Genomic DNA, 26,332 nt, shown 5'->3' on the forward strand with positions numbered 1-26,332 from the left:
GACGGAAGGCTCATGCGGCGGGGGCGGCGGGGACGAGGTCCCGCACTTCCTGGGCGAGATCCGACAGGCTCAGGGCGCCCTTCCGGATCACGCGGTCGGCCTGGCCGGCGAGGCGGCGGCGATCGTCGGCGCTGACATCCTTGGCGGTCAGGATCACGACCGGGATGTCGCGCCATTCGGGACGGGCGCGCAAGCCGCGCAGGAAGCCGAAGCCGTCGAGCTCGGGCATCATCAGGTCGAGCAGGATCAGGCAGGGCCGCTCCGCCTCGACCGCCTCCAGGCCGGCCTTGCCGTGCTCGGCGCAGCGCACGGCGAATCCTTCCCGGAGGAGCACCTTCTCCATGCGCTCGCGGGCCTCCGCATCGTCGTCGACGACGAGGACGGGGCCGCCCCCGCCATTGGGGCGGAAGCGGTCCATGGTCTCCTTGAGGGCGGACCACTCGATCGGCTTGTGCAGGTAGTCGGTGGCGCCCAGGGAGAAGGCGAGGTGCTGCTCGTCGAGCACGGTCACCATGATGACCGGGATCTCGGCAAGGGCCGGATCGGCCCGCAGGGCCCGCAGCACGGACCAGCCGTCCATGAGGGGCATGGTCACGTCGAGCAGGATGACCCGGGGCCTGAGCGCCCGGGCGCGCTCCAGCCCGGCCCGGCCGTCCCCGGCCGTCGAGACGGCGTAGCCGTCCCGGGCCAGGAAGCGGGCGAGCAGGTCGCGAGTCGAGGCGTCGTCGTCGATCACGAGCACATGCGGCGCCGAGGGCTCACCGTATTCGGGGGCGCTGCCCGGCTCCGCGGGGGCCTGCGCGGGGATGTCGCCCGGCCCGGCATAGCGGGCGGGCACGCGCAGGGTGAAGGTGGTGCCCTCCCCCTCCTTGCTCGCGACGCCGACCTCGCCGCCGAGCATCTGGGCGAAGGCGCGGGTGAGGGAGAGGCCGAGACCGGTGCCGCCGAAGCGGCGGGTGGTGGAGGCGTCGGCCTGGGTGAAGCGCTCGAACAGGCGCTCCACCTGGCTCTCGCTCATGCCGATGCCGGTATCGGCCACGCGCAGGACCAGCCAGGTGGTGCCGCCCTCGCGCCGGCGCTCCGCCTCCAGCCGCACCTTTCCGCCTTCCGTGAACTTCGCGGCGTTGCCGAGCAGATTGACGAGGCATTGCCGCAGCTTGGTCTGGTCGGTGTAGGCCATGCCGACATCGCGGGCGATGGCAAGCTCGAAGGCGTTGCCCTTCTTGGCGATCAGCCCCTCGACCGAGGCCGCGACCTCGCGCAGGGCCTCGTCCACGGCGAAGGCCTCGGGGAAGACCTCCATGCGCTCCGCCTCGATCTTGGACAGGTCGAGCACGTCGTTGATCAGGCCGAGGAGGTGGCGGGCGTTCGACTCGATCTTGCGCATGTCGGCGGTGAGCTGCGGCTCGCCGAGATCCTCCAGCTCCTCCTGCAGCATCTCGGCATAGCCGATCACCGCCGAGAGGGGCGTGCGCAGCTCGTGGCTCATATTGGCGATGAACTGGCTTTTGGCCGCGTTCGCCTCCTCCGCCGCCTCCTTGGCCGCGGCGATGGCGAGGGCCGCCTCCTTCTGCTCGCTCACGTCGGCATGGGTGCCGACCCATTCGCGGATCGCGCCGTCCTCGCCGAGGATGGGCACCGCGCGGGCGAGCATGTGGCGGTAGACGCCGTCGTGCCGGCGCAGGCGGTGCGCGTTCTCGTAGAAGCCCGAGTCGGCCATGGCCTGCGCCCAGGCGGCCCGGGTCTGCTCCCGGTCGTCGGGATGCACGGCCTCGAGCCAGCCCGCCCCGGCATAGGCGGCCTCGTCCTGGCCGGTGAAGCGGGTCCAGTCGGCCTGGCGGGGGGCGAGGCTGCCGTCGGGATGGGCCGACCAGACGATGGAGGCGGTCGCCTCCACGAGGGAGCGGAAGCGCTCCTCGCTGCGCCGGGTCTCGGCCTCGGCCTGGCGCCGCAGGGTCTCGTCCGAGACGACGAGGCCGACGCCCTCGATCTCCGCGCCGCCATCCTCGGCCTTCACCTGGAGGGGATAGAAGCTCATCACGAAGCGGCGCACCCCGCCCGGGGCGCTCGGCGTCGGCACGGGCACGTCGACGTCGGAGGTGACGAGGCCGTGGGTCAGGGCCGCATTGAGGGGCGGGGAGAGCGTCTCCTCCAGCGCCGGCACGGCCGCCCAGACCGGCCGGTCGAGGCTCGCCCCGAGGCCGCGTCCGCTCATGATCTCGAGCGTCCGGTTCATGTGCTGCAGCTTGAGGGCGCGGTCGAGGAAGCCGAGGCCCACGGGGGCGTTCTCCAGGACGCCGTCGAGGAGCGCCGACATCCGCATCCCCTCCTTGCGGCGCAGCAACAGCAGCCCGGCGAGCAGGATCACGGCGCTCCAGGCGGCGGCCCCGGTCAGCAGCGCCAGGACGAGGCCGCGCAGGCGGTCCTTGCGCTCGATCTCGCCGATCCGGGCGGCGAGGTGCGCGCGGATCAGGCCGACCTCGGCGCGGATCGCGTCCATGATGCGCTTGCCCTCGCCGGTGCGCACGAACTCCGTGGCGGCTTCGAAGCCGGCTTCGCGGCGCAGGGCCACCGCCTTCGCGGCGAAGGCGAGCTTCTCGTCGACCAAGGTATTGAGCGTACGTCCCCCGGTCAGAGGCGAGCTCGGCGCGCCATGGGTAATCTCCCGCAACACCGCCCGACTCTTCGCGATCGCTTCCCGCGCGCCTTCGTAGGGGCCGAGATAGTTCTCGCCGCCCACGATCACGAAGCCGCGCTCCCCCGTCTCCAGATCCTTGATCGCGGAGAACAGGCGCTCGACCTCGATCAGCACCTCGTTGGCCTGCCGCACCCGCTCGCGGCTCGATTCTCCGACGAGGTAGTTCCAGCCCGCCGCGAGCAGGGCGAGGATCATCAGGCCGAAGGCGAGCGGCGAGTTGACGAAGGCCGCCGGAACCCGCGACTGCCGCCGGAAGCGGCGGCGCAGGGCTGCGATCGGGGCGGGCATCGACGGGACCTCCAGCGCAATCCGACGCTCGAGCCTTCTAAGCCGCCAGATGGCGGGGAATATATCCGCGCCGGCTGTCGTGGACAGGCGCCGGCACCGTGCTCAGGTCTCGACGAGACCGGCGCTCGACCCGGACGCGCTCGAATCCCCGGCGCCGTGGGGCATGGCGAGGTACTCGGTCGAGCGCATCTCGATCAGGCGCGAGATCGTGCGGTCAAACTCGAAGGCTTCCCGGCCCTCCTTGGCCGTGTAGAGTTCCTGCGCCTCGGCCTGCGCCGAGGCCACGAGCTTCACATGCGCGTCGTAGAGCGTGTCGACGAGGGTGATGAAGCGCTTGGCCTCGTTGCGGTTGGCCTCCCCCATCACCGGGATGCCGGCGAGGATCACCGTGTGGAAGGCCCCGGCGATCGCCATGTAGTCCGAGGCGCCGAGCGGCTTGGCGCAGAGATCGGTGAAGCCGAAGCGGGCAACGCCGGCCGCCTCCTCCGGCACCGCGACCTCGCGGCCCTTCACCTTGAGGGTGGTGGGATTGCCCCTGGTCCGGCCAGTGAGCGCCTTGAAGGCCTTGTCGAGGGCCGCCTCGGCCGCCGCATCCGCCGGCACGTGGTAGACGGAGGCGCCGCCGAGCTTCTCCAGCCGGAAATCCGTGCGCGAATCGAGCCGCACGATCTCGACGCGGCTCTTCAGCTCCTCGACGAAGGGCAGGAACAGCGCCCGGTTGAGGCCGCCCTCGTAAAGCCGGTCGGGCTCGACGTTGGAGGTCGCAACCACGGTGACCCCGTGCTTGAACAGGGCCCCGAACAGGCGGCCGAGGATCATCGCGTCGGCGATGTCGGTCACCGTGAATTCGTCGAAGCAGAGCAGGCTCGCCTCCGCCGCCATGGCCTCGGCGACGGGCGGGATCGGGTCGTCGCCCTTCACCTCGCCGCGCTTGAGCGCCTGCCGGTGAGCGTGGATGCGCTCATGCGCATCCGCCAGGAAGCCGTGGAAATGAACGCGCCGCTTCCGCCCGGGGGCGACCTCGCAGAACAGGTCCATCAGCATGGTCTTGCCGCGGCCGACCGAGCCCCAGATGTACAGCCCCTTCGGCGGCCCTGCGTCGTCGTCCTTGCGCCCGAACAGCCAGCCCAGGGCACTGCCCTTCTTCGCCCGACGGCGGCGTTCCAGATCCTGCACCAGCCGGTCGAGGGTCTGGATCAGGCGGATCTGCGCCGGATCGCGCTCGATGCTGCCCGCAGCGACGAGGGCATCGTATCGCTCGCGCACCGGACCGGGAGAGACGGCGCCGGCACGGGCGTGGTCGGAGGGGACGTGCGTGTTGGAGGGCATCCGGCCGATCGTTCGGGTGAGGCGGGCGCCCGTCCGTCGAGCGGGCCCGGGAAGCCGCGGAAGCGTTTCCCGGGGATCTGCTTGCCGTCCCTGGCCCTCCCGATCAAGCCGGCGAAGGCTCGCGCTACCGACATCGGCATCGATCTGGTTCTTCCCGCTGCCGAGGCTACGCGGCTCCGAGGCTTCGCTTCCGCGGACCGCGACAGCCGGAGAGGCTCACTTCGAGAGACGGACGCCCTTCAAGGCGTGCTCGAACATCGCGTTCAAAGAGGCCGTGATATCTTCCGGCGTATTGGCTGTATAGAAGTAATCCGGTGAGGCACAGGCGCGAAGCGGGTTAGAAAGGGTCGGGCTAATTTTATTGACCTTCCCGTTTTCTTCCGAAATATACCCGTGATTTGGTTTATAATTTATCGTAATATATGGTATATATAATATCGATATTATGATGCCAGATCTCTTTAGATCATCGCAATATCTTGGATCGATCGCTGCAGGCTTCGAGCCATCGAAGGAAGACGGCCCATACCATTTGAACTCAGAGGGATTTCCGGCGTAGGCGTATCTACCGTTCTTGACAGTCGAATAGGTCTGGTAATTCTGCATGCCGTCGGTAATGAGAAACACGAAGGGTTTGGAGTTCTTCGAACTCGTGCCGTCGCCGATAGTTTTGATGGTCTGCCGCATCCGCGGCAGCGCGTTTTCGAAATGCGTTCCGCCACTTCCGGTGCCGGTGCCGGGATCGCCGTTGGTGTAGAACTGCGTCGTGCCGGTATCCAGGAGTTTGGTGAAGGCCAGGGGCCACGAACTGGTACAATCGGCAGCCGCCTTCAGGGCATTGAGTGAGGCCGAAGTGTCGTTCAATGGCACGAGTGTCACCAAGTCATTGATGAACGGGTAGATCCCGATCCGATATTGGTTGGGGACGACCTGGACCGAGGCCCGCTTGAGAAGCGCACAGACGGCATTGTTCACGGCATCCGAGCGCAGCTGAATCTTGCCGGCTGCCAGGTTCCAGCCGTTCGTGTTGACGAAATGGCAGGCGAACTGACACCCCTGTTGGTAATCGAACCACATGTCGTGGTTGTCGCGGGCCAAAGCCTGCATGCCAAGCTCGGTCGACGGAAGTCCCATCGATCCCGACACATCGACCATCAAATAGAAATCGAGGTAGCTCGCCAGATCTGCCTTCGCGACGATCGTATTTCCGAGTGGCGTCGTCGGATGCATAAACAGCTTGCCGAACGTATTCTGGACGGTCGCAGTATAGGTGAGCGTAACCGTCAAAGTTTGGCCGTTGCGCTGCAGTTGAGGCGGCACGAGGGACACCGCCGTGAGCGGCACCTCGCCGGCGTTGATGTTGAACACCTTGATGGCTTGGTTCTGGCCAGCGATCAGAGCGGCGTCGATGACACCGGGTTGGTTCGCGTTTGCGGCGACATAGGCCTTTGCCGTCACGACAGCGGAAAGCGCCGCGGCATCCGCCGCATTGTCGAGCCGCGTCTTGTTCGTCACCGCCATGCCGTACTCGATGCCCAGGCCGATGAAGCCGAGAATGGGGATCATGGCGAGGGCGGCCAAGACGGTGAGACTGCCCGTGGTCTCACCGGCCAGGGCCTTGGCCCAGGCGTTGAGCCGGCGCGCACGGATCAGTAACCGGGGCATGTCACAGCGATCCCATCACTGTTGGTCGTGTCGTAGCTGACGAGCGCGGCGTAGCGAGGCTGGACATAGGCCGAGCGGGCGATCCGGATGGCCGGCAGGAACCGCGCCCCGAAGGTCGGCCTGAAGGTGAACACGACGTCGATCACCACCAGCGACAGAGGGCCGAAGGCGGAGCGCGGAAGGGCGGCGCGGTTCGGCGGCGCCTTGTCGTCCATCGCCCGCTGCGAGGTGCTGCAAGGCCGGAAATTGGGTCCGTCGGACGGCTGGGGGCTGCCGCTGCTCGTCCAGACCACCTTGGCCTCGTAGCAGGCGCTCGCATCGGCGGCGCCTTGGATTTTGCTCTTGCAGGAGGCGTCTTTCGGCCTGAACTCAATGCTCGCGAAATTAATTGAAATGTTATCCTGCCATTTTACACCCCTAAGCCGGGCATCCGCCATGACGTATGGGAATAGAACCAGCGTCGAATCGTAGCTGAATCGAAGATCTGTCGAATTTACTTTTGCAATTGAGCCATTGATCGGCGGAGGCAATTGCGAAACCATCTGGCTGACCGAGTACGCCACCAGATCGACCTTGCGAGTGGCATCGATATACGTGATCAACTGCGCACCACAGAACAGGATGAACAGCAACGTCGGCAGAAGCAGAACGAACTCGGTTGCGGCGATCCCGCTATCGGCGAAGCGGAAACAGCGTCCGTGACGGCGAAAGCGCGCGCTGACGGCCCGGATACGATCCGCAAGACAGAGGCCGCGGCTCCCCTCGGACGCAGCGAGGGTCGGCTTTCGGGAGAGCGAGGCTGGCATCAGTATTGTTCGACGCGAAAGGCCGCCGCCGATATGGCCAGATACGCAGGCTTGCCGTTGTAGGTCACACCGCCGCTCAGCCAGGATGAAATGATGCGAGGCAGGAAGGCAACGGGATAGATGACCTGCAAGTACTGATAATCGCCGCGTTTTCCGATATTGAACGGCCCTGATCCCACAGACAAATCGGCCAGTGCCAGACCACTCAGATCCGGCTTGACATAGGCATAGTATCCGCTCGGCTTGGATGCCTTGGGCACGACGTAGAGGTTGACGATCACGTCGTTGCATTTGATCGGAGCTAGAAGATTTTCGCAGAGGATCTGCTTGAAGCCCTCCGGCGTCGGCGTCGTCGATTGAGACTGGAAGCTACCGGTCAAGATCTGCCGGGCGGCATGGGCGGTCGCATTGTTGAGCGCCTGGTTGACGTACAGAACCAGAGCCGTGCTCATGATGAGCATGATCGCAAGAATGAACATCGCCCCCACGAGAGCGAACTCGACCGTGGTTGAGCCCTCGGCACCCTCACTATATTTCGACGCCCGCCGCATAATATAACAATATCATGCGGCATTTAAACAAAAGTGAATCTATCTGCCTAAAGCACGTCGCCCTGTATTGATATCAAGGCAGCAATCCAAGTTGTTTACAACTAGTGATATTCATGAGGCCGGCGGGCGACGCAGGCACCAATTTAATGCGCGGATAGCGGGAACTGGCAAAAGCCGCGCCCAAGCGTCGGGTGACGTGGCCGGCGAGACGCCCCCCGCGATCGGGCGTCCCGTGAGGCAGGCTCAGGGCTTTTCGCCCGGCCAGGCTACGATGCGCTCGACGAGCTCGTCCTCCGAGAACTCTTCCTCATTGCCGGCCACACGCCCGCGCACCGAGATGCCGGCCTCGTGCACGCTCGCCTTGCGGCCCGTCAGCAGCGGGTGCCAGTTCGGCAGGTCGTGCCCGTCGCGCACGAGGCGGTAGGCGCAGGTCGGCGGCAGCCAAGGGATGCTGCGCACGGCCTCCGGCGTCAGCCGAACACAATCGGGCACGCGCTTGGACCGGTTGCGGTAGTCGCGGCAGCGGCAGGCATGGGTGTCGAGCAGCGTGCAGCCGATATCGGTGTGGTGGATCTCGCCGGTATCGTCGTCCTCAAGCTTCAGGAGGCAGCAGCGACCGCAGCCGTCGCACAGGCTCTCCCACTCGGTCGGCGACATCTCCTCGAGGCTCTTCACACGCCAGAACGGCTCGGCCGGGCGGTCCCGCATCGGGCGCACCCCTCTCTTTCACGCATCATGTGTCGGATCGTCGCCTCTCCTGCCGGAAGGCGGCCGCAGAGGCAAGCGGAGCCGCGCCGGGAAGCGCCTCCGAGAGGTTCAAACGGGCTCGCAACGGCCTCCGGCCATCCGGCCGCCCTATTCCGGCGTCAAGGTTAAGGAAACATTCCGGTCGCCCGGCCGCTCCCACCGGCGCGCCCGCGCGTTGGTTACGCAACCGTGAATCTCGCGCGGCGGCGTGAGACTTGGTAGGCAGGGCATTCAGCGCGGATCGGCGCCCGCTCCCGCGAGGGACGGCAGGGCGCGGATCGGCCGGGTCGCCCGAAGGACGAGACACTCAGACCGTGCGCCTGCCCAGCCTCGCCTCGCTCAGAACCCGGATCAGCCGCGCGGCGCTGGCTTTCGACGCCTTCGTCAATGCGAGCCTCTACGACAGCGGCCGCTCGACCTCGGAGGCCTACGAGCGCTTTCAGGAACGGATGAACGTCTTCTCCGTGCGCGGCTGGAAGCGCGTCGCCCTCGACCTGACGAGCGAGGCGACGACCCTGGGCGCGGTGGGGGCGCTCGGCGTGCTGATCCTGGCCCAATCCGCCTTCCAGCTCACCAGCGACAACTGGCTGAAGGCCCAGGACCTCGCCGTGACCTTCCTCGATCGCTACGGCACCGAGGTCGGGCGGCGGGGCATCAAGCACGACGACTCGCTCAAGCTCGACGACTTCCCCGAGCTGATGATCAAGGCGCTCCTTTCGACCGAGGACCGGCGCTTCTACGATCACTGGGGCATCGACCCGATCGGCACGGCCCGGGCGCTGGTCTCGAATTCCCGCGGCAAGGGCAACGTGCAGGGCGGCTCGACCATCACGCAGCAGCTCGCCAAGAACCTGTTCCTCACCAACGAGCGCTCCCTCGAGCGCAAGATCAACGAGGCGTTCCTGGCCTTCTGGCTCGAGAGCCACCTGACCAAGAACCAGATCCTGAAGCTCTATCTCGACCGCGCCTATATGGGCGGCGGCACCTTCGGCGCGGTGGCGGCGGCCGACTATTATTTCGGCAAGCCCCTGCAGAACATCACCCTCGCCGAAGCCGCGATGCTCGCCGGCCTGTTCAAGGCGCCGACCAAGTACTCGCCCAACGTGAACCTGCCCGCCGCCCGCGCCCGGGCGGTCGACGTGCTGCACAACATGGTCGAGGCGGGCTTCGTCACCGAGGGCCAGATCCAGACCGCCCTGCGCAACCCGGCGACGCCCGTGACCCGGGCCAAGGACATCACCGCCGACTACTATCTCGACTGGGCCTTCGGGCAGGTGAAGGCGCTGGCCGACGCGGGCAAGCTGCGCAACGACCGCGTGCTCACGGTGAAGACCCCCCTCGACCTCTCGATCCAGCGCAGCGCCGACCAGGCGATCGAGGGTATGCTGCGCCGCTACGGCGACCAGTACGACGTCGACGAATCCGCCATGGTGGTGATGGATCCGGACGGGGCCGTGCGCGCCATGGTCGGGGGCGCCGATTACGGCGAGAGCCAGTTCAACCGCGCCACCGACGCCCTGCGCCAGCCGGGCTCCTCCTTCAAGCCCTATGTCTACGCGGCGGCGCTCGCCTCCGGCCAGTTCAAGCCGGACACCCCGGTGGTGGATTCGCCGGTCTGCGTCGGCAATTGGTGCCCGCAGAATTACGGCCGCTCCTATTCCGGCCGGCAGCCGATGTGGCTCGCCGTGGCGAAGTCGATCAACACGATCCCGATCAAGATCTCGATCGCGCTGGGCAAGGGCATGGGCATCACCCACGAGTGGAACGCCGCCAAGGCGGGCCGGGCCAAGATCATCCAGACCGCCAAGGCCATGGGCGTGACCACGCCGATCACCGACACGCCCTCCCTGCCGATCGGCTCGACGGAGGTGACGGTGATGGACCAGGCCTCGGGCTTCGCGGTCTTCGCCAATGGCGGCAAGCGGGCCAAGCCCTACGCGACCGTGGAGGTGCGCAATTCCAGCGGCGAGGTGATCTACCGCCACGCCGACGAACCGGCCGAGCAGGTGCTCTCGACCCAGGTGACGGCCGACATGAACTACATGCTCAACAAGGTCGTCGAGGAGGGCACCGCCCGCAAGGCGCAGCTCGAGACCACCAAGGTGGCGGGCAAGACCGGCACCACCAACGGCTACCGCGACGCCTGGTTCGTGGGCTACACGGGCAATTACGTGGGCGCCGTCTGGTTCGGCAACGACGACCACAGCCCGACCAACAAGATGACCGGGGGCTCCCTGCCGGCGATGACGTGGCACGAGGTGATGGCCCCCGCCCACCAGGGCATCGAGCTGAAGCCGATCCCCGGCCTCAACGAGCGCAAGGGCAGCAATCAGGTCGCCCAGGCGCTGACGGGCGCCGAGGCGCCGGTGAACCCGGCCGCGAGCGCGGCGGGCCGGCTGTCGCGGCGCTCCTTCGAGGTGCTGACCAGCCTCAATGGTCTGTTCCGGGCGGTCGAGAGCAAGCCGGCCGCGCAGAAGGCCGATCCCGCCCGCTCCGGCGCGCTCCGGCCGGACCGGAAGGGCGGCTCCGGCCTCGTGGACGTGGCCGAGCGCACCCGCTCCGCCGGCTTCGGGACGCCTTGAGCGATCCGGTTGGGCAGATCATGCTGACGGAGACTCCCGACCTCGCCCGCACGGGCCCGGCCCGGCCGCGCGCGACGGCACGCCTCGGCCGGCTGCGCCATGTCCTCGGGGGCTGGCTGCGCAGGGCCTCCGTGGTGGCGCTGACACTCTACGCCCTGGCGCTCGGCGCCGCCCTCGGCCTGCTGAGCGCCGATTACGCGACCCGAGGCGGCTACCCGTTCGGCGGCGTGCGGATCGGCCCCTGGGTGGCCTGGCCGCGCACCGGCGCGATGGATGCCGACCCCTATGCCCGCGCGGTGAATGCCCGCCGCGGCGAGATCGCCCTCGCCGTCGGCGAAGGCATGCTGGTGACGGCCGCCGTGGACGACGAGGGCCGCACCCTCGACGCCGCCTGCACCTACACGGTCGGCGGCGCCACCCCGCCGGCCCGGGCCTGGACCCTGACCATCGCCGGGCGCGGCACCCCGGAGCCGGGGGCGACGGCTCTGCGCGAAGGCTTCACCTCCACGGAGATCCTGCGGGCGCGCGACGGCAGCTTCGGCATCGTGATCGCCCCCGACGTGCAGCCCGGCAACTGGCTGCCGATGCCGCGGCCGCGGGGGCCGGTGCGGCTGGCCCTGCGCCTCTACGACACCCCGGTCGCGGCGAGCGTCGGCAGCCTCGACCGCGACAGCCTGCCCGCCATCACCCGCATGGGCTGCGCCTCATGAGCCCGCGCAACCGCTTCCTGCTCGCCACCGCCTGCGGCCTTGTGCTGGCGGGCATGGTCCACATCGCGACGGTGCTCTCGATCCCGCGCTTCGCCGAGGGCGACGCCTTCTCCCATGCCCGGGCGAGCGAGAGCCTGGACCATCCCCTGGCCGTGCACACCCTCGCCACCGGCGAGAATCCGGGCCCGGCCGAATCCTGGCTCCCGATCCCCGACCCTGCGGTGGCGGTCGGCGTCTGCGCCTACGACCTCGACGACGGACCGATGCGGGTCTCGGCCAAGACCGGGGCGCTGACCCTGTCCCTCGCCGTGCATGGCCGCCGCGGCGCCTTCTACGCGGTCACCGACCAGGCGGCGGTGAAGGGCGCCCTCGACCTCGTGGTGATGACCCGGGCGCAATACGACGAGGCGCTGGCCAGCGACGACGAGAGCGAACCGAGCCGCGACGTGCGCATCGTCGCCAGCGACCGCGAAGGCTTCGTGGTGGTGCGGGTGATGGCCGGGCTGCCGAGCCAGCGTGCCATGGCCAACGAGGCGGTGCAGGCGGTCTCCTGCTCCATCGACAGCCCCGACGAACCGACCGACGCCGAAGCGGCGCCGGGCCGGTAAGTCTCAGGCCGGGGCCGTCCCGCGGGGCAGCGGGCGGCTGACGAAGCGCGAGCCGGCGAGCAGGAAGCGCCAGGGCGTCTCGACGCCGCGGCTGATGCCGATGCGGGGGCCTGCCGCCACGGGCACGTCCTCCGCCCGAGGCCGCAGGGTAAAGGGCGCCCGGTCGAGGGGAAGGCCGTCCTGGGCGCGGTCGACGCCGAGCGCCTGGCAGAGGCGGCCGGGGCCGGCGCAGAGCAGCCGGGGCGCGTCGAGTCCGCGGCGGGCGCGCATCGTGGGCAGGCCGGCGGTCGGCTCGATCGCCCGCAGGAGCACGGCGCTGCCCGGCTCGCAGACGAGATTCAGGCACCAGTGCAGGCCGTAGGAACGGTAGACATAGGCGTGGCCGGGGGGCCCGAACATGCTGGCATTGCGCGGCGTCGGGCCGCCGAAGCTGTGCGAGGCGGGGTCCGTCCGGTCATAGGCCTCGGTCTCGACGATCAGGCCGCCGACGCCGTCGACGAAGAAACCGCAGCCGATCAGCTCCGACGCCACGGCAGCGACGGGCCGCGCGAAGAAGCCCGCCTCCATCAGGTCTCGCGGGCGGGAAGGAGGGAGGCCCGGGCCCGCGCCCGGCCCTCCGGCCCGAGATCGAGGGCGAGCTGCACCGCCTCCTCCACGAAGGCCTGGGGCGAGAGGCCGGCGCGCTTGGCGGCGCGGGACACCTCCAGCCCGAGGCCGAGTCCGATCCGCACCTCGGTGGTGCGCGGGGGCGCCGCGGGGGCAGACTCGGCGGCGACAGGCGCAGGCGCCTGAACCGGAGCAGGTGCATCCGAGGGCGCCCCGGTCGGGCGCTCCAGGGCCTCGCGGCGTCCCTGGGCGGCCAGCCGGTCGGCCCGCTCGTTGCCCACCTCGCCGGCATGGCCGCGCACCCAGGTCCAGCGCACGTCCCGGGCCGAGGCGAGGGCGTCGAGGCGCTCCATCAGATCGCGATTCTTCACCGGGCCGGTGGCGGTGCGCCAACCCTTGCGCTTCCAGCCCTTCATCCATTCGGTGACCGACTTCACCACGTATTGGCTGTCGCAGCGCATCTCGATGGCCGCGCCTTCGGGGAAGTGCTCCAGCGCGCTGATCGCCGCCGTCAGCTCCATGCGGTTGTTGGTGGTCGCGCGCTCGCCGCCATGCAGCTCGACCGTGCCGGTCGGATGCTGGATGACGACGCCCCAGCCGCCGGGACCCGGATTGGGGTCACAGCCGCCGTCGGCGTAGACGATGGTTCGCATGGAGGAGTCCGGTTCCGCTGTCTGAGGGTCGGCTCAATACTTGGCGACGACCGGCGGGGCCAGGGCTGCCTGGGGCGGATCGAGGATTTCGAGGCCGCAGCGCGCCGCCGCCTCGGGCGGCAGCAGGGGGGCGAGCAGCGCCCGGCGCGACTCAAGGAAGCCGATCGCCTGCTCGGTCACCGCCGCGTCCCGGCCGGGCATCTCCACGGCGAGATGCTCCAGGGCGTAGCGGTACTGCGCCACGCGCTGCCCGAGCTCCAGGCGCACCCAGGCGATCAGGCAGCGATTCTCGGCGACCCGCATGGCGGCGTTACGCACGTCGAAATCGTCCAGAGTCCTGGCGAAGGGCAGGCTGCGCAGGCGGAAGGCATCCGCCTCGATCACCCGGGCGGCGGTGGCCACGAAGACGGGGATCAGCCGGCCGTCGGCCCCCGCATCCTCGGAGAGCCGCCGGTAGCGGGAGACGGGGGAACGGAAGGCTTCGGAGAGGAGGCCGTCATGATAGGCGGCGACGTTCGGTTCGCGCCAGTTCGGCGGCAGCACCCGCGTGCGGGTCAGGTTGGCGAGCACGTCCTCGAAAGCGGCGTGCCCCTGGGCGGGCATGAGGAAGCGCCAGGCCCGGTCGCGCAGGACACGCTCGTCGTCGGTCAGAGGAAAGGCGGAGGCCGGCTCCTCGCGCTCGCGGGCGGCCAGGGTGCCCGTGGTCTCGACGAGGTCGTTCCAGGCGCTCTTGGCCGGGCGGCCGAAATCGCCCTGCTGCGCGCAGGCCACCAGGCAGAGGGGCGCGAGCAGGATCAGGCGGGATGCGCGCTCGAAGGGGCTCACGACCACTTGCGGAGGCGCTGGGCCGCGTCGTCGTCGGCGAGGCGCTCGTAGCGCACGCCGGTGAAGAGCAGGATCGCGCCGCGCGGGCCTTCGGCCTCGTCCCGCCGGAACCGGCGGATCGCGGCGGCGGGGAAGGGCACGACGTTGGTCGTGGGCCTCGCGGGGACCGGCGCCTTGCGGCGGGGTTTGATCGAAGGAGTCATGGCCTTACGTCCCGTCGCGTTCGGGTCTGACGGTCTGGTCGTCCTGCGCCGCTCCGGCACCGGAGGAAACTGAAGGGTACCTCAGCACGGCATGGTTAACGGATGGTTTCCGCGGCCGTCGCGGCGCGGCCCGGTCCTTGCATCGTGGTTTTTCGCCCACGGCGGGCGTTTCCTCCCTTGAACTGCGACCCCGCTCGCTTCGCGCGAGCGGGTTTTTTTCGTTTGGCGCAACCCATCGGACGCGGTGCGACGACGGGAAGGTGTTGCCGCCGCGCGACCCTCCGCCCGGGAGCTTTCGGGGCTCACCTGTGTTTGGCTTGCTAACTCGGCGGAGCGCCCGATATGCGGTGCCTGCCCTCTCAACCCAGCGAAGGACATCCCAGGATGGGTCTGGACACCTCACGATTCGGGAGCGTGGCGGGAACCACGGCGCTGCGCCTGGCCCGAGGCTTCAAGGCCGCCGCGCTGATCGGGACGCCGATGGCGGTCCTGGTGCTCGCCGGCCCGGCCCAGGCGCAGCGCGAGGATCAGGGTCTTCAGCTCGGCTGCGCCAACGACTATTTCCGCCTCTGCGCAGGCGTCGACCCGAACAGCAACGATGCGGACCGCTGCATGCAGCGCAACCGCAACCGGCTCTCGCCGGAATGCCGCTCCGCGATCAGCGACTACGATCGCCGCACCGGCAACAGGAGCGGGATGACCAAGCCGGACGACGACTGAGCGCGTCTTCGGACTCCCCATCGCGGGCGTTTCGTGAGAGGCACTGAACCACCGGGACGCCGGTCCCGCCGGTTCGTGGCCGAGAGGGGGCCACAGGACTTCAAAGGACGACCATGCCGCTCACCGTCGCGGTCCAGATGGATCCGATCCAGGCGATCCGCATCGCCGGCGACACCACCTTCGCGCTCATGCTGGAAGCTCAGGCGCGGGGGCACCGACTTCTCTACTACACGCCGGACCGGCTCTCGATGCAGGGCCGGCGCGTCACGGCCCGGGTCGAGCCGGTGACCGTGCAGGACGTGGAGGGCGCGCATGCCACCCTCGGCGGGATCGAGCGCATCGACCTGTCGGAGGCGGACGTGGTGCTGATGCGCCAGGATCCGCCCTTCGACATGGCCTATGTCACGGCCACGCACATGCTGGAGAAGATCCACCCCGGCACGCTGGTGGTGAACAACCCGGCCGAGGTGCGCAACGCGCCGGAAAAGCTCTTCGTCCTCGACTTCCCCGAGCTGATGCCGCCGACGCTGATCTCCCGCGACAAGGCGGAGATCGAGGCCTTCCGCCGCGAGCACGGCACGGTGGCGATGAAGCCCCTGCACGGGCATGGCGGGGCGGCGGTGTTCCGGGTCTCGGAGGAGGACCCGAATTTCGGCTCGATGTTCGACCTCTTCGCCGCCACCTTCCGCGAGGCCTGGGTGGTCCAGCGCTTCCTGGAACGGATCACCGAGGGCGACAAGCGCATCATCCTCGTCGACGGCGAGCCGATGGGGGCGATCAACCGCGTGCCGGCCAAGAACGACATCCGCTCCAACATGGTGCGGGGCGGGGCCGCCGCCGCCTCCGACCTGACCGACCGGGAGCGCGAGATCTGCGCGACGATCGGGCCGGAGCTGCGGCGCCGGGGCCTGATCCTCGTCGGCATCGACGTGATCGACGGGCATCTCACCGAGATCAACGTCACCTCGCCGACCGGCATCCGGGCGATCAAGCGGCTCGGCGGCCCGGATCTCGCGGTGTCGGTCTGGGACGCGATCGAGGGGCGGCTCGGCCGCAGCTGAGGCCGGCTCAGCGCTCCGCCCGGGGCGTGACGTCGAGCTCCGCCCAGTCGAACTCCTCCTCCAGCACGTAATAGGCGTCGTCGCCGATCCGGCCCTCCCGGCGCAGGGCGAGGATGCGGTCGCGGGCGGCGGAGACGGCTTTTCGGCGGGCCTCGTCCGCCGGCAGGGCCTCCGGCGCATGGCCGGCCTCGTGCGCCGCCGCCTGTTTCAGGGCGAGGGCGAATTCCCGGCGCAGGGCCTCGGCCGCCTGCGACTCGTCCTGCTTCAGCCGGTCGAGGGCGGCCTGGTAGGCCTGGGCGCGGCCCCAGCCGACCTCGTGGCCGACGGGATCCGTGTCTTCGAGGCGCAGGCGGGCGATGAGGGGGCGCAGGGTGAGGCCCTGCAGCACCAGGGTGCCGAGCACCGTGCAGAAGGCGGTGAAGACCAGGAGATCGCGGTGGGGGAAGCCCTCCGGCAAAGCGAGCGCCGCCGCGACCGTCACCAGGCCGCGCATCCCCGCCCACGACACCGCGAAGCCGGCTCCGAGGCCGAGGCCCTTCGGCTTCGGAGCCGCTTCGGCGGCCGCCTCGAAGCCGATGCCGCGCAGCCCGCTCGCCGGAAGCACCCAGGCGATGCGCACCAGAATCACCGTGAGCACCACCAGCCCGGCGAAGAGATTGTGCGAGACCGCGTGGTCGTCGCGCAGGCGTTCGAGGATCGGCCCGATCTGGTTGCCGATGAGCACGAAGGCGAGGACGTTGAGCACGAAGATCGCCGTGTCCCAGACGGCGTAGGACAGGATGCGGGCGCGCGGCGCGGTCTGGCCCGGGGAGAAGCGCGAGACCGTGATCGCGTAGCTGACCACGGTGAGCACGCCGGAGAGCTGCAGCTTCTCCGCGGCGATCCAGATGCCGAAGGCGGCCACGAATTGCAGGACGATGGTGCTCGCCGCGTCGTCGAACCAGCGGATCAGCCGGAGGGAGACCAAAGCGAGCAGCGGCCCGACCACGAGGCTGCCGAGCACGCCGACGAGGAAGGTCGGGGCCACTTCGGAGGGCTCGACATGCCCGGTCACCGCCGCGGCGACGCCGAGCCGGTAGATCAGCAGCGCGCTCGCGTCGTTGAGCAGGCTCTCGCCGCGCAGGATGGTGATGAGGCGGTGGGGCAGCGGCATGGCCTGGGCCGTGCCGGGGGCGAGCACCGAGAGGGCGGCGACCGCGTCCGGCGGGGCGACGATGGCCCCGAGCACGATCGCGGCGGCGAGCGGCATGTCCGGCACCAGCACCTTGGCCACCACCGCGACGGCGAGGGTGGTCGCCGCGACCGCGCCCAGGGCGAGGCCGGCGACGGGCCGCCAGCAGCGCAGGAGATCCCGCAGGGAGGTGTCGTAGCCCGCATCGAGCAGGACCGGCGCCAGGAAGAGGGCGAGCGCCAGGCCGGGATCCAGGGTCAGGTTCGGCACCCCGGGCAGGAAGGCGATGCCGACCCCGCCCAGCGCCAGGAAGGCGGGAAAGGGCGCGCCGATCCGCCGGGCCAGGGCGGCGAGCACCACCGCCCCGGTGAGGATGCCGACGATCCAGTCGAACAGAAGCATGGGCCCGGAGCAACGCGACGCGGTCAGGCAAGCGGAACCCCCCGCGGAGCCGGCGGTATCCCCGCCCGGCCGATCGGTCGCGGCGCGAAGCGAGCGCCCGCGCCTTGCCTGCCCAGCCCGGAGGGCGTTCCGGCGCCCCGCGCAGGCCGGCGCAGCAGGCGGCCGGGCCGGCCGCGCCCCTTCGCCCGCTCGGCAGCCTCGTCGACCCGCGTCGCGCGCTCGGCCCGGCGGGTCGCCCGCTACAGGGTCTCGAAGCGCGGGACGCTGGAGCGGGGCGTGACCACCCGGCGGGATTGCAGGGCGGGGTCCAGGCCGCTGCGCATCACGCCGCGGAGTTCGTCCAGGCCGAAATCGGCGACATTCGCCGAGAGGTCGGCCTGCACCCGCGCGAGCAGGGTCTCGTCGCTGGCGCCATGGACCATGGCGTCGATCAGCACGTCGGCATAGGCCCGGCTCGTCTGCCCGTCACAGCCAAGTTTTCGGACAGCAAAGTTCGCGAGCGCCTGGATTCCGAGACGGCGATTCAGGAAACGCCGCTCCTCCTCCAAAGCAAATTTCAGTTCTTCGGCACGTTCTCTCTCTTCGAACGATCTGAGCATCGTTTCCCTCCTGGGCGATCCGGGGGATGCGAGGGGTCGAAGCATTGAGAATGCCGCCGAATGCGCGGATTACCAAGGGAATTCGGCGGAGGTTGAATTTCAAATTTTTCGGAAGATGCGTAGGCGTTGGCGTTAGTCAGAGGCTACGTTATGATGCCTTCATGGTCACTACCTCGGCTCGGCCCATAAGTTTGATGACACACTTTTCGCGCATTCACCTATAAGACTAAGCCTCCAAACAATTTGGCCGGAAACATATTAATCACAGCAAAGAAGCACATCTATTTCCCGCGCAAAATCACGACTAAACATCACGCAGACTCGAATCGATGGAGCCTGAACTGCAAACACATAGGGCCCTAGTGATTACCTCTATAATCCGTCGATATGGCTAGATTTAGTTTCTCGATTTCGAAATCATCCCATAAAATATCTGCTCAATACTACATAGTAATTATTTAATTAAAATTGCTTTGTCGGTCGATATCAATAATTTTAATTTCGCCTTATATCCATCGGCGCCAGTTTCCCGTGCGGATTTTCTGGATAGACAATTCTACCTCTTATTTTTTAACCTATTGACGCCGAAATGATTAGGATGTTTCGGCTTAAAGAGCAGGCCCCATAGTCTCGGCATACCCTAAGATACTCAAGCTGGGATATCGTCATTATGGCCCAACGCCATGCAGTTGCCGCCGAACCGCTGCGCGCGTGTGGGCGCTTGAAACTTATTTACCCCTACCTGTTGCCTTCTGCGCTAACTTGCTGCTTGCTTGTCGGCGCCTTTCACCGCGTTCCAGCCGAATAGCATCACGCAAAAGCCGCTCGCTTTGCTCGTCAGAAGATGGATTAACATCCTCAAATGATCGGCCTGGCTCGATAGCATATTTTGTACTCTTACCCATGCTATATCGCCTATTTGTTGATGAAGTTGGGAATGGCGACCTTAAAGGCGCTGAAAATGATCCAAATATTAGGTACTTAAGTTTGACTGGCGTTCTAACGCCTTTGAAAACCCATAACGACGTAATCCAACCCCGACTTGATGCGTTCAAGGAGAAGCTCTTCGGACATACCCCCGATATCCCCGTGGTTCTCCACAGGCGCGAAATTATGCGACGCGAAGGGCCATTCGCCACCCTCCGAGACCCTGGCAAACTCGACGAATTTAATAATTATATTTTAGAGGAACTGCACAGAATTCCATATCTTGTGATCACTGTTCAGATCGACAAGAAGAAACATTTAGAGCAATATGGAGTTTGGCATTTCGATCCATATCACTACTGCATGAGGTGCTTGGTCGAAAGATACGTAATGTATCTAAAATCTAGAAATATCCAAGGAGATGTGGTTGTTGAAGCCAGAAATAAAAGCGTAGACAAAAAGCTAAAGGCATCTTTTGCTAGAGTTTATAGCAATGGTACAGAACATATTCCAGCAAGAATAGTACAAATGCACTTAACATCGCGAGATATTCACATGCGGGCAAAGACCGCGAATGTGGCAGGACTACAGATTGCCGATCTTCTCGCACACCCAAGCGCCAGATACATGCGATTTATAAAAGACCAGATGGAGCAACCGGCAGACTTTGGGACTAAAATAGTCGATATTCTGCTCAAGAAAAAATATCGACGCTGCCCTAGAACGCTCCGAGTTGAGGGATTTGGCCTCAAATGGCTACCCTAGAACGGGAAACGGGGGCCTATAGCCCCCGCCCGATCGCGCAACACGATCTCCCTTCTTGCGCAAGGGCTGAAACCCATACCGCTCGAATTATCCCCATAATGCACATTCGGTGGCTTCGTTCCACCTCGGATTTCGCGCCTAACGAGATGACTGTTGATAGGTTGGTCGCTTGCTAGCCCCCAAGGCCGCTCAGCGCGATTCGAATTGTTAACGTCAAGTTCCAGCCGATTGCTGTAGTGGAAGCCGAACCTGGCGAGATAGCGGTGCATGCGCTGCCTGCCACACTTAAGGTCCAATGGAGAAAGCCCCGCATTGACGAAACCGTGAGCAACGGCCAAGCTTGGTGCCGACGGTTCCCCTCGGGGATCAAAAGGGAACGCGGTGAGGGCCTGTCGGGCCTGAAGCCGCGGCTGCCCCCGCAACTGTGAGCGGCGAGCCTTCCGCCACCATGTCACTGGGCGATCCGCCCGGGAAGACGGTGAGAGGGCAGCGACCCGCGAGCCAGGAGACCTGCCGTCAGCCGTGGTCACACGCGAAACGCGTCGGGCGGGGTGTCCTGACGGGTGCTGAAGGCGCCGCCCCTCCCCGGAGGAGGCGGAGGCCGAAGCCTCGTTCGCGGTGACGTGCCACTCGAAGACGCGCGCGCCACCTCCGCCGATGTCCGATCCCGCAAGGTTTCCGCTCCCGCCCCGGGAGAGAGCCCGCCCGTGCCCGCGCCCCAGGAGGGGACACGGCGGCCTCGCGGATGGCGATTGTAACATTATTACATTCGCTGTAGGACCGCGGCCGGGGCACCGCCGCCCGTGCCCGGACACCCACGCTCCCATGACGATGCCTTCTCCCCGCCCCTCCGGGCGGCTCCGTTCCGCGCGCGGCCTGCCCGCCCTCGCCCTCCTGCTCTGGCCGGCCCTGCCCTGCGGGCCGGCCGCCGCGCAGGAGGCGGCCAGCGTCACCCTCGACCAGCTCACCGTGACCGGCGACGGGGTGAGCCTGACCCGGGCCGCCCCGGCCGGCCTCAACCTGCGCACGCCGGATCGCGGCGGCTCCCGCCTCGGCCTGACGCCCCTGGAGACGCCGGCGAGCCTCGACGTGATCGCCGGCGAGACCGCCCGCATCCGCGGCCAGAACACGGTGACGGAGGCGGTGACGCAGAACGCCACCGGCATCACCACCATCGCCGCGCCGGGCAACGGCAACGGCGCCTTCACGAGCCGGGGCTTCGCCGGGCCGAACTCGATCCAGCAGCTCTATGACGGCACCCGGCTCTTCGTCGGCGCCGGCACCGTCACCTTCCCCTTCGACACCTGGAACGTCGAGCGCATCGAGGTGCTGCGCGGCCCGGCCTCCGTGCTCTACGGCGACGGGGCGATCGGCGGCGTGGTCAACGTGGTCAGCAAGCAGCCGGTCTTCACGCCGGTCGGCGCGGCGCGGGCTGCCCTCGGCTCGGACGGGACGGCGCGGCTCGCCCTCGACACCGGCGGCCCCCTCGGCGAGCAGGTCGCCTACCGCCTCAACGTGAGCGGCAACCGCGCGGACGGCTGGATGAATCCGGACGGCGATTTCCGCAACCTCGCGGTCTCGGGCGCCCTGACCCTGCAGGCGACCCCGGACCTCGCCGTCACCCTCTCCCACGACCTCGGCTACCAGGAGCCGATGCGCTACTGGGGCAGCCCGCTCATCGACGGGCGCGTGCCGGACCGGATCCGCTTCAACAACTACAATGTCCGCGACGCCAAGGTCACCTGGCTCGACAACTGGACGCAGCTGAAGGCGGAATGGACGCCGAGCGCGGACATCACGCTCCGCAACACCGCCTACCGGCTGCAGAGCCGGCGCCACTGGCTCGACGTGGAGCAATACAGCTTCAACCGCGCCACCGGGCGGATCGACCGCCGCGACTACCTGGAGATCTACCACTCCCAGGAGCAGATCGGGAACCGCTTCGACACCGCTTTCAAGGGCGAGCTGTTCGGGATGCGCAACGAGTTCCTGGCGGGCTTCGACGTCAACACGATCCGCTTCCGCCACACCAACAACTTCTATTTCGACGCGTCCGACAGCGTGCCGGTCTCGGGCTACGATCCCGGCCTGTTCCCGCAGGACGGGCGGGCGCGCCCGGCCTATGCGACGCGGACCTTCCAGGCCTCGGTCTTCGCCGAGAACCGGCTGATCGTGACCGACCAGTTCGCGCTGCTCTCCGGCCTGCGCTACGACGCGCCGTATCTGGAGCGCACCAACCTCCAGACGGGGGCTCGGTTCGCGCGCGACTTCAGCGCGCTCAGCTACCGTTTCGGCGGCGTCTACAACCCGGCGCCGGACCTCGCCCTCTACGCGCAATACGCCACCGCGACCGACCCGGTGAACAGCCTGATCTCCCTCAGCCAGAGCGACGCGAATTTCGACCTCTCCACCGGGCAGCAGGTCGAGATCGGCGTGAAGGGCCTGAGCTTCGGCGGCACCCTCGAATGGACGCTCGCCGGCTACCGCATCGTCAAGGACAAGCTGATCTCGGCGCTGCCGGGCACCTCGACCCAGCAGGTGCAGGTCGGCCGGCAATCCTCCCAGGGCGTCGAGGCGGCGGTCTCCCTCCGCCTGCCCGAGGGCTGGCGCATCGACGCCAACCTCGCCCTGCTCCACGCCCAGTACGACGACTTCACCCAGGTGGTGAACAACGTGCTGGTCAGCTATGCCGGCAAGCAGCCCCTGGACGTGCCGGAGCGGGTCGGCAATCTCTGGCTCAACTGGGCCTTCGCCCCGGGCTGGGAGGCGCGGCTCGGGGTGCAGTATGTCGGGCGCACCTTCAGCGATTTCGGCAACACCGCGCCGCGGCCGGCCTATGCCCTGCTCAATGCCGGGCTCGACCATCAGGTGACCCCGAATTCCGTGCTCTCCCTGCGGGCCTACAACCTCCTCGACGAGGTCTACGCCATCGCCGGCAACGCGGTGGACGGGGTCGGCACCAACTGGCTGCTCGGGCGCCCGCGCTCCTTCGAGGTCGCCTACAGCGTGACGTGGTGAGGATGCGGGGCGGCGGACGACAGGGCACGAAGCGGATCGGCAAGGCGGCCAAGCGCTGGCTGCTGCTCGGCCATCGCTGGATCGGCATCCTGACCGGGCTGTTCTTCGCCGCCTGGATCGGGTCCGGGCTGGTGATGCTCTACGTGCCCTTCCCGAGCCTGAGCGAGGCGGAGCGGCTCGCGGGCCTGCCGCCGATCGCCTGGGAGAGCGTCGCCCTCGGCCCCGACGCGGCGCGCGCCGCCTCGGAGGGCGGGACGCCGCGCAGCCTGGCGCTCGCCATGCGCGGCGCGGTGCCGGTCTACCGCCTCGTCACGGCGCAGGGCGACCGGCTCACCCTCTCGGCCCGGACCGGGGCGCGGCTCGGCCCGGTCTCGGCCGAGGAGGCGCGGCTCATCGCCGGGGCCGGCCCGGAGGCCCCGGTGGAGGCCGTGGCGCGCGACCAGTGGACGGTGCATGCCCGCTACGACGCCCTGCGCCCCTTCCTCAAGGTGGCGCTGGGCGATGCGGCCGGCACGGATCGCTACGTCTCGGAGCGGACCGGCGAGATCGCCCTCGACACCAACCGGCAGGAGCGCGTCTGGAACTGGCTCGGCGCGATCCCGCACTGGTTCTACCCGACGCCCCTGCGCGCCCGGGCCGAGCTCTGGCGGCAGGCGATCCTCTGGGTCTCCGGTATCGGCATCGCCGGCGCCCTGAGCGGGCTCGTCCTCGGGATCTGGCGGCTGCGGGTCCGGCGGCCCTATCCGCACGGGTCGGTGACGCCCTATCGCGGGATCGGGCGCTGGCACCACCTCGTCGGGCTCGCGGGCGGGGCGAGCCTGCTCAGCTTCATCGTGAGCGGCTGGCTCTCGATGAACCCGAACCACTGGTTCACCATGCCGGGGCCGCCCGGCGACCTGCTGGCCGCCTATGCCGGGCCGGCCGGGCCGATCGGGCTCGATCCCGCCGGGCTGAGGGCGGCGGCGCCGGAGGGCGCGGTCGAGCTCCGCTTCCTGCGCCTCGGCGGGCGCTGGCTGACCGAGGCCCGGACCGCCGCCGCCCGGCGCGTGCAGGGGGCGGAGGGCGGCCCGGCCCCGGACGAGGCCGCGATCGCCGCGGCGGCCGCCCGCGCCTTCCCGGCGGCGCCGCTCGCGGGGATCGTGCGGCTCACCCGCTACGATTCCTACTGGTACCCCCACCACGACACGCGCCCGCTGCCGGTCCTGCGCCTGCGCTTCGCCGATGCGGCGGCGACCTGGCTGCATGTCGACCCCGTCTCCGGGGAGATCCTGAACCGGCTCGACCGCAGCAGCCGCCTCTATCGCTGGCTGTTCGCCGGGCTGCACCGGCTCGACCTCGCCGTGCTCACCGGGCACCGGCCGGCCTGGGACATCGCGCAATGGTCGCTCAACGGGCTCGGCGGCGTCATCGCCGTGACCGGGGTGGTGCTGGGCTGGCGCCGCCTGCGCCGCCTGCGCCGCCGGCCGCGCTTCGCACCCAACTATTCCGAGAATTTCACGGATCGTCGCAACGATTCGTTGAGGACGGGACCGGCATGATCCTGCCGAGTGGTCAGGCACGACCCCTCGTCCCTCTCGGCCCGTTGAGACAGATGGCTCCGATCCATCGCTTCGAGACCGCCCGCAGCTACCAGGCGGTCTCGCTCGTCGACGATCTCGTGGCCCGGATGGGACGCCTCGCCGTCCATCGCGGTTTCGTTCGGGAGGCCATCGCGAGCCCGATGCTCAAGCGGCTGATGCCGCGGGAGCGCCTCGCCGAGCGCGCGGCCTTCGAGACCAGCCTGCGCCGGCGCCTCGAAAGCGAGAAGCCCCGGCCGGACCAGATCGCCTATCTCGTCCGCCTCGCCGAGGACGAGCTCGACCTCGCCCACGAACGCACGACCTGAGCCGCCTCAGCCCGCCGCGCCGAGGGCCTGGAGGATGCGGGCCCAGGAGCGGGTGCCCTTGTGGAAGCTCGACAGCGCGTACTTCTCGTTGGGCGAGTGGATGCGGTCGTCGTCGAGGCCGAAGCCGATCAGCAGGGTGTCGAGGCCGAGGAGGCGCTTGAAGTCGCCCACGATCGGGATCGAGCCGCCGGCCCCGACCGCCACCGCCTCCCGGCCCCATTCCTCGGCGAGCGCCTGCCTGGCGGCGCCGAGCTGGGGCATGTCGTAGGGCAGCGCCACCGCGCGGGAGCCCTTGTAGCAGATCACCTCCACCCTGCAGTCGGCGGGCACCCGCTCGCGCACGAAGGCCTCGAAGGTCCGGGCCAGCCGCTCTGGATCCTGGTCGTCGACGAGGCGGAAGGAGACCTTGGCCGAGGCCTCGCTGGCGATCACCGTCTTGGTGCCCTCGCCGGTATAGCCGCCGATGATGCCGTTCACGTCGCAGGCCGGACGCGACTGGATCAGCTCGATCGGCAGGCGCCCCCGCTCGCCCGCCGGCTCCTTCAGGCCGATCGGCCCGAGGAACTTTTCCGCCGTGAGGCCGAGGGAGCGCCACTGCTCCAGCAGCTCCGGCGGCGGCTCGCGCACGCCCTCGTAGAAGCCCGGCAGCGTCACCCGGCCGTCGGCATCGTGCAGGGCGGCGAGGATCTTCGACAGGACGTGGATCGGGTTGGCCGCCGCCCCGCCGAAGAAGCCGGAATGCAGATCCCGGTCGGCGCAGGTCACCTTCACCTCGAAATAGGCGAGGCCCCGCAGCGAGGTGGTGATCTGCGGCGTCTGCCGGTCCCACATCCCGGTGTCGCAGACGAGGGCGACGTCGGCCTCGAGGCGGTCGCGGTTGGCGGCGACCCATTCGGGCAGCCCCTGCGAGCCGTTCTCCTCCGCGCCCTCGACCAGGATGGTGACGCCGACCGGCAGGTCCCCGTTCATGGCGAGATGCGCCCGGCAGGCCTCGACGAAGGTCATCACCTGGCCCTTGTCGTCGGAGGCGCCGCGGGCGACGATCTTCTGCGCCTCCCCCTCGCCGGCGAGGCGCGGCTCGAAGGGCGGCGTCTCCCACAGGGCGAGCGGGTCGACCGGCTGCACGTCGTAATGGCCGTAGAACAGGACGTGCGGCGCCCCCGGCTTGGGGCGATGCGCCAGCACCACCGGATGCAGGGAGGTCTCCTCCACGGTGGTCGCGAAGCCGAGGGCGGTCAGGGTGCCCTCGAGCCAGGCGGCCGCCTCCCGGCAAGGGCCGGCATAGGCCGGGTCGGTCGAGATCGAGGGGATGCGCAGCCAGGCGAACAGCCGCTCCAGGGCATTGTCGAGGTCGCGGTCGATGTCGTTGAGGACGGGGTCGAGCGCCGTGTCGGGCATGGGCCTTCGGGTTCCCTGGGAAGCGGGTCGTGCCCTCAGCGTTAGCCGAGGGCGGCCCGGGGCGGAACCCCGGCCGCCCCGTCCCGGGCACGCCGCCGCATGGAACGGCGCCAGT

22 protein-coding genes and 1 riboswitch are annotated in these 26,332 nt (G+C 68.3%); of the genes, 9 read left to right on the forward strand and 13 right to left on the reverse strand.

Annotation, left to right across the window (positions count from 1 at the left end; translation table 11 throughout):
- Positions 1-10 precede the first annotated feature (10 nt).
- The 6 genes from MMB17_RS05095 to MMB17_RS05120 form a co-directional block, all read right to left on the reverse strand.
- Positions 11-2,986: a response regulator gene (locus MMB17_RS05095; RefSeq protein ID WP_241101303.1), complete on the reverse strand. Its 2,976-nt coding sequence runs from the start codon at positions 2,984-2,986 to the stop codon at positions 11-13.
- 102 nt (positions 2,987-3,088) lie between these two features.
- Complete coding sequence (gene zapE / locus MMB17_RS05100) at positions 3,089-4,315, reverse strand: cell division protein ZapE (RefSeq protein WP_241101304.1); 1,227 nt, start codon at positions 4,313-4,315, stop codon at positions 3,089-3,091.
- A 216-nt stretch (positions 4,316-4,531) separates the two neighbouring features.
- Entirely contained in the window at positions 4,532-5,980 is a 1,449-nt protein-coding gene (locus tag MMB17_RS05105) for a pilus assembly protein TadG-related protein (protein WP_241101305.1), read from the reverse strand.
- Positions 5,965-6,786 (reverse strand): pilus assembly protein, encoded by an 822-nt coding sequence (locus tag MMB17_RS05110; protein WP_241101306.1) that lies wholly within the window; start codon positions 6,784-6,786, stop codon positions 5,965-5,967. Before MMB17_RS05110 ends, MMB17_RS05105 begins: the two co-directional genes overlap by 16 nt.
- Positions 6,786-7,337 (reverse strand): TadE family protein, encoded by a 552-nt coding sequence (locus MMB17_RS05115; protein ID WP_420847332.1) that lies wholly within the window; start codon positions 7,335-7,337, stop codon positions 6,786-6,788. The genes MMB17_RS05110 and MMB17_RS05115 overlap by 1 nt, the downstream gene beginning before the upstream one ends.
- Positions 7,338-7,580: 243 nt before the next feature.
- The gene (locus MMB17_RS05120) at positions 7,581-8,045 is read right to left on the reverse strand and encodes a YcgN family cysteine cluster protein (protein WP_238313744.1); all 465 of its coding nucleotides are present in this window, start codon (positions 8,043-8,045) and stop codon (positions 7,581-7,583) included.
- 353 nt (positions 8,046-8,398) lie between these two features.
- Here MMB17_RS05120 and MMB17_RS05125 point away from each other — a divergent pair, with 353 nt between their 5' ends.
- From MMB17_RS05125 to MMB17_RS05135, 3 genes are read left to right on the forward strand one after another with little or no spacing between them, the layout of a single operon-like run.
- Positions 8,399-10,666 (forward strand): transglycosylase domain-containing protein, encoded by a 2,268-nt coding sequence (locus tag MMB17_RS05125; RefSeq protein WP_241101307.1) that lies wholly within the window; start codon positions 8,399-8,401, stop codon positions 10,664-10,666.
- Positions 10,667-10,686: 20 nt separating this feature from the next.
- On the forward strand, positions 10,687-11,376 hold the full coding sequence (locus MMB17_RS05130; protein WP_420847369.1) for a DUF1214 domain-containing protein: 690 nt from the start codon (positions 10,687-10,689) through the stop codon (positions 11,374-11,376).
- Positions 11,373-11,984, forward strand: a complete 612-nt coding sequence (locus tag MMB17_RS05135; protein ID WP_241101309.1) for a DUF1254 domain-containing protein — start codon at positions 11,373-11,375, stop codon at positions 11,982-11,984. The genes MMB17_RS05130 and MMB17_RS05135 overlap by 4 nt, the downstream gene beginning before the upstream one ends.
- Before the next feature lie 3 nt (positions 11,985-11,987).
- On the opposite strand, the gene MMB17_RS05140 is transcribed toward MMB17_RS05135, so the two are convergent.
- From MMB17_RS05140 to MMB17_RS05155, 4 genes are read right to left on the reverse strand one after another with little or no spacing between them, the layout of a single operon-like run.
- A complete protein-coding gene (locus tag MMB17_RS05140; RefSeq protein WP_241101310.1) occupies positions 11,988-12,551 on the reverse strand; it encodes a DNA-3-methyladenine glycosylase in 564 nt (187 codons plus the stop codon).
- Entirely contained in the window at positions 12,551-13,243 is a 693-nt protein-coding gene (rnhA, locus tag MMB17_RS05145) for a ribonuclease HI (RefSeq protein WP_241101311.1), read from the reverse strand. Before rnhA ends, MMB17_RS05140 begins: the two co-directional genes overlap by 1 nt.
- A 33-nt stretch (positions 13,244-13,276) precedes the next feature.
- Complete coding sequence (locus tag MMB17_RS05150; RefSeq protein WP_241101312.1) at positions 13,277-14,068, reverse strand: hypothetical protein; 792 nt, start codon at positions 14,066-14,068, stop codon at positions 13,277-13,279.
- A complete protein-coding gene (locus MMB17_RS05155) occupies positions 14,065-14,271 on the reverse strand; it encodes a hypothetical protein (protein ID WP_241101313.1) in 207 nt (68 codons plus the stop codon). Before MMB17_RS05155 ends, MMB17_RS05150 begins: the two co-directional genes overlap by 4 nt.
- Before the next feature lie 384 nt (positions 14,272-14,655).
- On the opposite strand from MMB17_RS05155, the gene MMB17_RS05160 reads away from it, so the two are divergent.
- Together MMB17_RS05160 and gshB are read left to right on the forward strand one after the other, a co-directional pair.
- Positions 14,656-14,991 carry a hypothetical protein gene (locus MMB17_RS05160; protein WP_373325072.1) on the forward strand — a complete coding sequence of 112 codons (336 nt, stop codon included), beginning with the start codon at positions 14,656-14,658 and terminating at the stop codon, positions 14,989-14,991.
- Positions 14,992-15,104: 113 nt separating this feature from the next.
- Positions 15,105-16,052, forward strand: a complete 948-nt coding sequence (gshB, locus tag MMB17_RS05165) for a glutathione synthase (protein ID WP_238313728.1) — start codon at positions 15,105-15,107, stop codon at positions 16,050-16,052.
- A gap of 7 nt (positions 16,053-16,059) precedes the next feature.
- On the opposite strand, the gene MMB17_RS05170 is transcribed toward gshB, so the two are convergent.
- Both MMB17_RS05170 and MMB17_RS05175 read right to left on the reverse strand, forming a co-directional pair.
- Complete coding sequence (locus MMB17_RS05170) at positions 16,060-17,625, reverse strand: cation:proton antiporter (RefSeq protein ID WP_241101314.1); 1,566 nt, start codon at positions 17,623-17,625, stop codon at positions 16,060-16,062.
- 239 nt (positions 17,626-17,864) lie between these two features.
- Complete coding sequence (locus MMB17_RS05175; RefSeq protein WP_238313725.1) at positions 17,865-18,224, reverse strand: ATPase inhibitor subunit zeta; 360 nt, start codon at positions 18,222-18,224, stop codon at positions 17,865-17,867.
- A 711-nt stretch (positions 18,225-18,935) separates the two neighbouring features.
- On the opposite strand from MMB17_RS05175, the gene MMB17_RS05180 reads away from it, so the two are divergent.
- The 4 genes from MMB17_RS05180 (at position 18,936) to MMB17_RS05195 (ending at position 24,819) form a co-directional block, all read left to right on the forward strand.
- Positions 18,936-19,916, forward strand: coding sequence for a DUF3800 domain-containing protein (locus tag MMB17_RS05180; RefSeq protein ID WP_241101315.1), 981 nt, complete (start codon positions 18,936-18,938; stop codon positions 19,914-19,916).
- Positions 19,917-20,249: 333 nt separating this feature from the next.
- Positions 20,250-20,448: riboswitch (cobalamin riboswitch) on the forward strand.
- 293 nt (positions 20,449-20,741) lie between these two features.
- Positions 20,742-22,934 carry a TonB-dependent receptor gene (locus MMB17_RS05185; protein WP_420847333.1) on the forward strand — a complete coding sequence of 731 codons (2,193 nt, stop codon included), beginning with the start codon at positions 20,742-20,744 and terminating at the stop codon, positions 22,932-22,934.
- 2 nt (positions 22,935-22,936) lie between these two features.
- Positions 22,937-24,472 carry a PepSY domain-containing protein gene (locus MMB17_RS05190; RefSeq protein ID WP_241101316.1) on the forward strand — a complete coding sequence of 512 codons (1,536 nt, stop codon included), beginning with the start codon at positions 22,937-22,939 and terminating at the stop codon, positions 24,470-24,472.
- A 53-nt stretch (positions 24,473-24,525) separates the two neighbouring features.
- Positions 24,526-24,819, forward strand: coding sequence for a hypothetical protein (locus tag MMB17_RS05195; RefSeq protein WP_238313719.1), 294 nt, complete (start codon positions 24,526-24,528; stop codon positions 24,817-24,819).
- Positions 24,820-24,825: 6 nt separating this feature from the next.
- Here MMB17_RS05195 and MMB17_RS05200 read toward each other — a convergent pair whose 3' ends face one another.
- On the reverse strand, positions 24,826-26,217 hold the full coding sequence (locus MMB17_RS05200; RefSeq protein WP_241101317.1) for a M20/M25/M40 family metallo-hydrolase: 1,392 nt from the start codon (positions 26,215-26,217) through the stop codon (positions 24,826-24,828).
- Between the last annotated feature and the right edge of the window lie 115 nt (positions 26,218-26,332).

The sequence above is a fragment of the Methylobacterium organophilum genome (assembly GCF_022533465.1).
GTDB classification, from domain to species: domain Bacteria; phylum Pseudomonadota; class Alphaproteobacteria; order Rhizobiales; family Beijerinckiaceae; genus Methylobacterium; species Methylobacterium organophilum.